This window comes from Brucella gallinifaecis, assembly GCF_006476605.1.
Taxonomy (GTDB): domain Bacteria; phylum Pseudomonadota; class Alphaproteobacteria; order Rhizobiales; family Rhizobiaceae; genus Brucella; species Brucella gallinifaecis.
Window position 1 is genome coordinate 43164 of record NZ_ML636815.1, and the last position, 7398, is coordinate 50561.

The window sequence follows — 7398 nt, forward strand, 5'->3', positions numbered from 1 at the left end:
TATTTCGCCTTAAGAATAGGTGCTATTGGCTGGATGCAACCCCGGGCAAGCCTGTTTTGGCACTTGATGTCAAACTGCCGGTTAAGAATGCGAGATTGGCTGCGGCAATGAGTGAAGTCGCATGGGCATCGGTTTGCGCCAGTTTTGCATCAAGCAGGGCATTGTTCGTTTCATTGACCACTGTAATTGTGCCAAGCCCGTTTTTGTAGGATTCGAGCGCCGCATCAAACGCAGTTGCCGACGTTTGCACAAGAACACCGGCTGCCTTGTTGGCAGCGAGTGATGTTTTGAGCAGGTTTGATGCAAGAACAATCTCTGCAACGGCATCAAGCTGCACCTTGCGGAAGGTTTCGGTTGCTGCATTGTGTGTGGATTCTGCATTCTTTAGCTGCGCCGCTCTAAGACCACTGTCATAGAGCGGCATTGTTGCCCCGACAAGAATGCCTGCACCAGAGGATTGATTGCCAATTGATGGCAAACTTCCTGCATCAAAGCGATTGGACGTTGAAGCAAGGGCACCAGCCACAAATACTTTTGGCATAAACTCAGCCTGGGCTACCTTGATACCCGACTTGCTGGCCTGCAATGCTGCATAGCTGGCAATTACATCAGGACGCCTCGATAATGCTGTTTCAACGACAGACTGTGTAATGCCTTCGAACTTGCCCGGCAGTGGCTTTTTCATAGAGCTTTCAATATTGATATTGAGCATCGCATTAACGCCCATCGATGCCAGAAGCGCCTGATAGGTGTTTTGTTTCTGCCCCTGTGCCTTGACCACACGCAATTCAGCTTGTGCTACCTGTTGTCTGGCCAGAGCCAGCTCAACAGTTGTGGCACGACCTTCATTCAACTTTGCCTGAACCGCCGCAAGAACCGCCTTGCTGTTGCGTAGTGTTTGTTCTGCAATGCGTTGTCCTGCAACAGCGGCGCTATATTCATAATAGGTGCGTGTAACATCAAAAATCACTTTCTGATGCATCGCATTGAATGTCACATTGGCGGCAAATGAGACCTGTTTTGCAGCATCGGCCAGTGCCGCACGTTGTCCAAAGTCGAAAACCAGCCATTGAAGGGCAATCGAGGGAGAAACACCTTTGAGAGTTGTATTAATATTGCGCTCACCGATCAACGGAACATCAACCGGGGTTGATGTTTTCTGAACACCACCGATGACATTGGCAGAAATGATCGGCAGCATGGTTGCCTCGACCATTCCTACAGCAAGAGCAGCCTGCCGTGCTTTTTCCCAGGCGTTACGTGTCGTGGGATTGCTGCGCTGTGCCAGGTCGATTAACTCTGCCAGATTGTAGGAGGGGCGTGTGTCAATAGACACCGGGCTTGAGATGAGCGCCAGTTCAGGATTAGCGGGAACACTAAAATCCTTTTCGCCTGCCGCAACTTTTTTGGCCGGAGCATTCTTGTCCTGCTCTGGCTGCCATGGTTCATCAGATGCTGCAGGCGCAAGCTTCAAGGCGTCGGTAGCACAACCGCTCAGCATAGTAGCGATAATTGCAATCATGGCAACAAAGCCCGGATTGAAAGGCCTTTTCATTCCTTACCATCCTTCAAAAGTGCTTCAAGATGCGCAAGATGCATATCGATTTTACTCGTCTCTGTATTTCCTGCTCCTGTGGCAGTATCGGTCTGTTCTTTCGGAGCAAACTTATCCTGGCGTTGCTCAGAACCAATATGCATCGAGATTGCGTTTAATCGTTCCACAGCCCCGGGCTGAGAATCGCAAGAGAAGTAGACTTCCTTGTTAAGCGAGGCAAGCTGATCAGCAAAGCCCCTGAATGTTTTTTCAAGCTTTTCTGAAGGTCTGAGACCAGCCGGTTCAAAAGGCAACAAATAGAAACAATAACGTATTTCTCCCAGAAGGCGTTCTGTTTCTGCTGCGGTAGAAATCAGTTTCATACGCTCATCTGGAGCAACACTTGCAACCTTTGCTATTTTGTTGAGCACATCTGACAGATGTTGCCGGATAATTGTTGCAACGGGGGCAGGCCATATGAGTGTTGAAACAATATAGACAGCAAAATTACCGACAAGAATACCGATGATACGATCACGTGCTGTATCCATGTCGGTTGTTGGGCCAAAACCTTGTAGAACGGTTAGCGTAAAGGCAAGGCCAATTTGTACACCACCATAGGAAATCTTTTCGCTGCCTGCAGCAACCCAGGCAGCAACGAGCGCTACAGCAAAAACCAGCACCATAAGTCCGCCAACCGATTCAAGCTGTGGCATAAGGTAAATAAGCGACGCAATACCGATCGCAGCACCAATAAGACAGCCGCCTATGCGCAAAGCCAGTTTGTGAATTGTATCGCCAGCCGTGCCCATTGATGCGACATAGCATGTGACCATTGCAGTATGGATGCCTTGCCAGTTGATCGCAGCATAGAACATATAACACAGGATAGCGGCCAAGGTCGTTTTCAGCGCGAAACGTTGATAAACTGGGTTGGTGAAGGCATCAGCGGCGAAGAAACTGTCACCTGAACCTTTATTATATTCGGTTTTTTCAATCCCTGCGATGTTGCGCAGGGACTGAACTATCCCTTTCTCTTCTTGCGTAAGAGTGGCTTCTTCCTGAATTAAAGGCGCTGGTATCGGCGTTCCTTGATCTATGGCCTCAACCATTGAATCAATTTGCTGCGCATAGTGCTGCCGGCTCTCATCCGGTATATCCTCAGGCAGCGCTGACGTTGCAAAGAGTAACTGATAGGATGCGGGAATATCAGATTGAATTTTCGCTGATTTCCTGGCCGTCGTTTGATGCAATATTTTAACAAGCATTGAGCGCTTGTTTTCATCATCATTAGCCGCAGCAAGTTTTTCCTGCAGGGAGGTCTTGGCCTCAGAATCTTTGCGTAACAATGAATTACGGGCAACTAAAAGTCGCTCGCGCAGTTCATCGCGTAACAATGACACGCTCCAGCGGCCAAAAAACAGGCTGAATCCCGCAATAACAAACATCGGCAAAATCGCCATTTCCCATGCATAACGCAAGGCGAGAGAAATAACGCCATTTATGGGAACTTCGTTTATTAGGCTAAGAATAAATGCAATGATCAGTGCGACAATACTGCCGCCTTCACCAAGTTTGCTTGCAGCACCAAGAAATATAAAAACAAATGATACAATGATCATGACAAGAATGCGCAGCAATGCAGATTCAATTGTCCATTGCAGCACCGGAACCATCAGCGCTACCAATAATGTAATGGCTATAATGGCAGCGGTTGCCACAATGGTATTTTCAGCGCCGTCGGCTTTCATTAGAAAAATAACAAGATAACAGCTGATCGCGGATTCCGGGATGTGAAACATCATGGCAATGCCCGCCACAAGGGCACATACAGCCGCTACGCGCCATGCAGTGGCCATTCGTCCAGGAAATGGCGCGAGATCCGCTAAAGTTTCACGGATCGCATCGAATAGATTATATTTAACACTTGTCGCCATCATGCACTGTCACAACGGCTGACGCTCCTGAACGCGTAAGTTCTGCTGGAGGGTTGATTAATTTTACACGCACTGGAAAACGCTGCGCTATTCTAACCCAGTTAAGATTTTTGGGCACGTAAGGAAGATTTCGCGGAATATTGATGAGATCTTCCGACGAAACACCCCAGCCAATTCCTTCAACACGGCCTTTCACGACAATCGAACTGTTGGCTAGAATTCGTACCTGTGCACAATCTCCGACCTTGATGCCGCTCAGTTCTGTTTCGGGAAAAGTAGCAGTGGCATACCAGCTGGAAGTATCGATGAGTGTAAACAAGGATTGCCCAGGTGCAACAATCTGGCCTGTGCCATTCGTCAGCCCAACAACACGCCCATCATGGGGTGATTTGACAACACTGTTATCGAGATTGTGCTGCGCAAGAGCAAGGGCTGCTTGCCGGGCGCGGACCAGTGCCTGCGCACTGTCGAGTGTGCCGACCAGAGTGGTCGCAGTTTTAGCTTGTTTCACCGCCTGGTTAAGACTGATCTGTGCATCATTACGCAGGGTTTTTGCATCGTCAACTTGCTGGCGTGTTACATAGCCTTTTGGACTAAGTGCCTCCAAACGCTTCAATGTTGCCTCAGCAAGATCAAGGTTCGTTCTGGCCCGAGTGACTTGCTCATCAGCGATCAGTGCATTTTGTGATTCAGCAGCGACAGCGCGTCTTTGAGAATCAAGGGCAGCTTCAGCAATAGCAAGGTCAGCCGTTGTCTGTTCAACCAGCAGTCTGAGCGGTTCAGGGTCAATGGAAAAAAGAGTATCGCCTTTTTTGACTGCCTGATTTTCAGTGACATTGATGGAGATAATTTTACCCGGAACTGTTGCCGCTATATTTACATAATTAGCACCAATCACAGCATCGTTGGAAAGCGGGTTCTTATAGGAATCACGTAGATAAAGCCATGCCATTACAAAGGCGACAATAATCAGAATGCCGGTTAGCGCCACGCCAACAATACTGAATTCTTTTTTGCGGTAAGCGTTGGATTCCATATTTATCGACCATACACAAAAAGCGCGAGACCAGAGGCGATTGCTATGACAATAGCAGTGTAAGCAGTCAGGCGAAAAGGAAGAATGTCATCAAGACCAATGCGAATGAAAATCACACGCAGCAGGATCGTGATTACTACCGCAATTAATAGACATAGCATCCAGGATGGAAAATATGCTCCCATCAAAGAAAAGGATGGACCTGACACCGACTAAAAATCTCCACTGATTATGCTGTTCACACCGCGTGCGTGACAGATTCTAGCTCTATTGGAATGATTACGAAAAGGATGTGGCGGCTGCAAGCGACAATCAGCACTAAACGAAATATATTAAAGTGTATCACAATGAACAGGTTGATTGTGGATGTCTGTTTTCTCAAAATAGATATTGTTTTTGAAAAACGAGCGTTTGCACAGCAATATTATGCAATGCGTCATGGTTTTTCAAAAAAACGGCAGAGCGGAAAACTGTCCACGGCAAGGCTCACCACAGCCTTTAATCTTGGCGCATTCGTTGAGACAGCCATCTGTTAACGGGTTTAAATCCTGCGCTCCCCACCAATAGATAAAACTCGGTTTCTCATACTAAAAGATAATAACTGTTTGAACCGATTCAGTTCATCATAAACGGGTGGAGAAGTGTGCGGAAGTTGGAGGAGAACGCCCGCACATATCAGCAAAAATGCTGTTGGGAGGAACCCTATGTCAATGCAATCAAGCGCCAAGGCTGGCGCACCTAAAATGACGCGTGAAGAAAAGAAGGTTATTTTCGCTTCTTCACTTGGTACTGTTTTTGAATGGTACGATTTTTATCTATATGGAACGCTGGCTGCCTTTATCGGCGCTGCGTTTTTCAATGAGTATCCTGAAACAACCCGTAATATCTTTGTTCTGCTTGCCTTCGCGGCTGGCTTTCTTGTCCGTCCGTTCGGTGCACTCGTCTTCGGACGTATCGGCGACCTCGTCGGTCGTAAATATACATTCCTTGTCACCATTGTTATCATGGGTGCTTCGACATTCCTCGTTGGCGTTCTTCCTGGATCGGCAACGCTTGGTATTGTTGCGCCCGCAATCCTGATCATTCTGCGTATGTTGCAGGGATTGGCACTGGGTGGCGAATATGGTGGTGCGGCTACTTATGTGGCTGAGCATGCGCCTAATGGCCGCCGCGGTTTCTACACGTCATGGATTCAGACAACCGCAACGCTTGGCTTGTTTCTTTCTTTGATGGTCATTCTGAGCATCCAGAATGTAATGACCACAGAATCTTTCGCATCCTGGGGTTGGCGTATTCCGTTCCTGGTTTCTATCGTGCTTTTGGCCATTTCTGTCTGGATTCGTCTTCAGATGAGCGAATCGCCGGCATTCAAGAAAATGAAGGAAGAGGGAAAGACATCCAAAGCTCCGCTTTCTGAAGCTTTTGGTCAGTGGAAAAATGCAAAGATCGCATTAATTGCTCTTTTCGGACTAACCGCGGGTCAGGCTGTTGTCTGGTATAGTGGTCAGTTCTATGCCCTTTTCTTCTTGCAGAACGTCCTCAAGGTTGAGAACCAGTCGGCCAATATCATGGTTGCATCTGCACTGGTCCTCGGAACAGGCTTTTTCGTTGTGTTCGGTTGGCTCTCGGACAAGATTGGCCGCAAACCAATTATTATGGCAGGGCTTCTTCTCGCGGCAGTGACCTATTTCCCGTTATTTAAAGCTCTTACTCAAGCGGCAAATCCGGCACTTGCACATGCAGAACAGACAATTAGTGCAACAGTTACAGCCGCTCCCGGCGATTGTAATTTTCAGTTCAATGCAACCGGTACATCCAAATTCACCAGCTCTTGCGATATTGCGACCAGCTTCCTGTCGCGCAGTGCCGTGCCTTATGATGTCGTAACTGGCGCTGCGGGCCAGCCGGCAACCGTCAAGATTGGCGATGTAACAGTTGTTTCTTTCGATGCGAACCAGGCTGGAGCTGATGCAAAAGCAAAACAGGCTGCTCTAGCTCATGATATTAACCTTGCTCTGCAAAAAGCCGGTTGGCCATTGGTTCGTAGCCCGGCAAAGGTTGCAGATTCCAAGCTTGAGGCTTTCATTGCTGCAAATCCAGAGCTGGCTCTGAATGCAGATGCCGTTCGTGCGGGCGAAAGCACGACGATGACCAATGAGGAATTGGTAAAGGCAAATATCGTAACGCAGATCGAAGCGGATGCCGCAGGTGAACCAAGTCAGGCTGTTTATACCATTCCAAATGCCGGTGCATTTAAAATGGTTGCAGACCCTGCACAGGTTAATTGGGTAATGACAATCGCGATCCTGACCGTTCTCGTAATCTATGTAACGATGGTCTATGGCCCGATTGCCGCTATCCTTGTTGAAATGTTCCCAACCCGCATTCGTTATACCGGTATGTCGCTGCCATATCATATTGGTAATGGTTGGTTTGGTGGGCTACTGCCAGCAACAGTCTTTGCAATGAGTGCGGCCAAGGGTGATATCTATTATGGTCTTTGGTATCCAATCATCATTGCAACAATCACGCTTGTGATTGGTCTCCTGTTCGTCAAGGAAACCAAAGACGTCGATCTTGATAAGGTTGAATAATTATCGATCTTGTTGAAACGAAAACGGCGCTCCTGTGGGCGCCGTTTTCATTTGGACTTGTTGACGACCGAATCCACTTTTTAAAAGACCGCTTTTCATTTCTGTCGGGCAAAGCTTGTGACTGACTTTTGAGCGCGACTATAATGTTTTCAACAATAGGCTTATGCCTGTGGAAATAAATGCATATTATTTTAGAATTATCCGTTGACTTCCCTTCTAGGTGAGGTCTATATGGCGATCAACGAGGGCGGCGACGCTGCTAGCGGCAGACTGTTTCGTCCTTGTAGTTTAGTTAGA

General features: G+C 47.8%; 6 protein-coding genes. 2 read left to right on the plus strand and 4 right to left on the minus strand.

What is annotated here, in order from left to right:
- Positions 1–22: 22 nt before the first annotated feature.
- The 4 genes from FHY56_RS16205 to FHY56_RS18405 are packed head-to-tail and all read right to left on the minus strand — an operon-like array spanning position 23 to position 4716.
- Positions 23–1555, minus strand: a complete 1533-nt coding sequence (locus FHY56_RS16205; protein WP_140906188.1) for a TolC family protein — start codon at positions 1553–1555, stop codon at positions 23–25.
- The gene (locus tag FHY56_RS16210) at positions 1552–3474 is read right to left on the minus strand and encodes an FUSC family protein (protein ID WP_140906189.1); all 1923 of its coding nucleotides are present in this window, start codon (positions 3472–3474) and stop codon (positions 1552–1554) included. Before FHY56_RS16210 ends, FHY56_RS16205 begins: the two co-directional genes overlap by 4 nt.
- Positions 3455–4507 carry a multidrug transporter subunit MdtN gene (gene mdtN / locus FHY56_RS16215; protein WP_140906190.1) on the minus strand — a complete coding sequence of 351 codons (1053 nt, stop codon included), beginning with the start codon at positions 4505–4507 and terminating at the stop codon, positions 3455–3457. The genes FHY56_RS16210 and mdtN overlap by 20 nt, the downstream gene beginning before the upstream one ends.
- A 2-nt stretch (positions 4508–4509) precedes the next feature.
- Positions 4510–4716 (minus strand): YtcA family lipoprotein, encoded by a 207-nt coding sequence (locus tag FHY56_RS18405; RefSeq protein ID WP_140906191.1) that lies wholly within the window; start codon positions 4714–4716, stop codon positions 4510–4512.
- A gap of 138 nt (positions 4717–4854) precedes the next feature.
- Here FHY56_RS18405 and FHY56_RS16225 point away from each other — a divergent pair, with 138 nt between their 5' ends.
- Both FHY56_RS16225 and FHY56_RS16230 read left to right on the plus strand, forming a co-directional pair.
- Positions 4855–5043 carry a hypothetical protein gene (locus tag FHY56_RS16225; protein WP_140906192.1) on the plus strand — a complete coding sequence of 63 codons (189 nt, stop codon included), beginning with the start codon at positions 4855–4857 and terminating at the stop codon, positions 5041–5043.
- 168 nt (positions 5044–5211) lie between these two features.
- Complete coding sequence (locus FHY56_RS16230; protein ID WP_140906193.1) at positions 5212–7101, plus strand: MFS transporter; 1890 nt, start codon at positions 5212–5214, stop codon at positions 7099–7101.
- Positions 7102–7398: the final 297 nt, after the last annotated feature.